Source organism: Corallococcus sp. CA047B, assembly GCF_003612065.1.
In the GTDB taxonomy this organism is placed as follows: Bacteria; Myxococcota; Myxococcia; order Myxococcales; family Myxococcaceae; genus Corallococcus; species Corallococcus praedator.
In genome coordinates this window covers 1-2,390 of record NZ_RAWD01000590.1, presented here as the reverse complement: position 1 = coordinate 2,390, position 2,390 = coordinate 1, and the positions used below count along the sequence as shown (strand labels likewise).

Here is a 2,390-nt window from a genome sequence, read left to right as displayed (position 1 = left end):
CCGCGAGCGGGCGCGGGGGCGGGCAGGGCACGGCGGTCCACCTTGCCGTTGACGGTGAGGGGCAGCGCGGCGAGCGGAGTGAAGGAGGCGGGCACCATGTGCTCGGGAAGGCGTTCGCGCAGCCAGCCGCGCAGCTCGGAGCCGTCGGGTAGCACGGCCCCGGCGACGGGCACGAGATAGGCGGCGAGGCGCCGATCGCCTCCGGCCTCGAGCGCGACGACGGAGGCGTCCTTGACGGTCGGGTGGAGGCGCAGGGCCTCCTCGATTTCGCCCAGCTCGACGCGGTAGCCGCGCACCTTCACTTGATGGTCGGCGCGGCCCAGGTACTCGACGCGGCCGTCGGCCAGGAAGCGGGCGCGGTCCCCTGTCTTGTACAGGCGCGCGCCCGGAACGGTGGAGAAGGGGTGGGGCCGGTAGGTGAACGCCGTGAGTTCGGGGCGGTCGAAGTAGCCACGGCCGAGGCGCTCACCGGAGACGTACAGCTCGCCCGGGACACCGATGGGCACGGGCTGCAGCAGGGCGTCGAGGATGTAGAGGGGGCCGTTGGTGAGCGGGCGGCCGATGGGGACGGGGACGCCGAGCGCGGGGGGCGAATCGAGGAGGTGGAAGGAGGAGAAGACGGTGCACTCGGTGGGGCCGTAGCCGTTGACCAGGCGCTGGGGCGGGCCGTGCTGGAGGACTTCGCGCAGGGCGAGCGGATCGGCGGCCTCACCTCCGAAGACGAGCGTCCTGAGGCCTGCGAAGGCGGTGGGGATCTGGCGGGCGAGCAGGTGGAGCACCGCCGTGGTGACGAACATGACGGAGGCCCGGGTGTCGCGCACCTGGTCCGCGAACTCCTGGGGAGAGTGCGCGGGATTGGCGGTGATGCCCACGAGGTGGGCGCCGTGCAGCAGGGCGCCCCAGATTTCAAAGGTGCTCGGGTCGAAGGAGGCGTTGGACGCCTGGGCGACGCGGTCCTCCGGAGAGAAGGGATGGAGGAGGCGGTCGAAGGCCAGGGCCAGCACGCCCCGGTGGACGATGGCGCTGCCCTTCGGTCTGCCGGTGGAGCCCGAGGTGAAGATGACGTAGGCGAGGTTCTCCGGACCGGAGGTGCGCGGAAGGGGCGCGGTGGAAAGGCGACCGAGCGAGTCCGCGTCGGCATCGAGGCAGACCGTGACGCCAGCGAAGGGCGGAAGCCGTTCACGCTTGTGCTGGTGCACGAGCAGGACGCTGACGCGCGCATCCTGGAGCATGAAGGCAAGGCGTTCAGCGGGATGGGAGTCGTCGAGCGGCAGGTAGGCGCCGCCAGCCTTGAGCACGGCGAGCATTCCGACGATGAGGTCGACGGAGCGCTCCACGCACACGCCGACGAGGACCTCGGGACCAACGCCGAGCGAGCGCAGGTGCCAGGCGAGCTGGTTGGAGCGCTCATCAAGCTGTTGGTAGGAGACGGTGAGGGGGCCGAAGGTGACGGCGGGCGCGTCGGGAGTGCGCGCGGCCTGGAGGGCGAAGCGCTCGTGGATGCAGAGGTCCCGGGGGAAGTCGACGGTGGCGTCGTTCCAGTCGCGGAGGACGCGGTGGCGCTCGGATTCGGGGAGCAGCGCGAGGGATGCGATGGGTCGCGAAGGCTGTGCGACGGCGGCTTCCAGCAGCGTCTGGAAGTGGGAGGCCATGCGCTGGATGCGTTCGGCGTCGAAGAGGTCGGTGTCGTACTCGAAGGTCGCTTTCAGCCCCTCCGGTGACTTCGTCACGAAGAGCGTCAGGTCGCACTTCGACGTCCCGGTGCGCAGCTCCCACGGCTCCGCGGCCGTGACCATCTGGAGCGCGGTGGACGGATGCGCCTCCAGGGTGGGCGTCTGTAGGACGAACATGACCTGGACCACCAGCGCGTGACTGAGGACGCGCTCGGGGTGGAAGTCCTCGACGAGCTTCTCGAAGGGAAGCTCCTGGTGGGCGTAGGCGCCGAGCGTGACCTCGCGCACGCGCCGCATCAGTTCGATGAGGCTGGGGGCACCCGACAGGTCCTGCCGAAGCGTGAGCGTGTTGACGAAGAGTCCGACCATCCCTTCGAGCTCAGGCCGGATCCGTCCGGCGAGCGGGGTTCCGACGATGAGGTCCTGCTGGCCCGTGTAGCGGTGCAGCAGGGCGCTGAAGCCCGCGAGCAGGCCCATGAACAACGTGACGTTCTCCCGGAGGCAGAGGTCCTCGATGGCCTGGGAGACCTCCGGGGAGAGCCGGAATGAGAACGTGTGGCCCTTGAGGCGGTGGAGCGGCGGGCGGGGCCGATCCATGGGCAGCTCCAGAAGGAGCGGAGCGCCAGCCAACTGCTTGCGCCAATACGTCAGCAGTCGCTCCAACCTGTCGTCCTGGAGCCACTGACGCTGCCAGGCGGTGAACTCGGCGTATTGGAC

General features: G+C 70.0%; 1 protein-coding gene. It reads right to left on the bottom strand.

The genetic code is table 11. From position 1 onward, the window contains the following. Positions 1 to 2,390: amino acid adenylation domain-containing protein (locus D7X74_RS41310; protein ID WP_120538392.1), on the bottom strand; the 2,390-nt coding region annotated here is incomplete at both ends.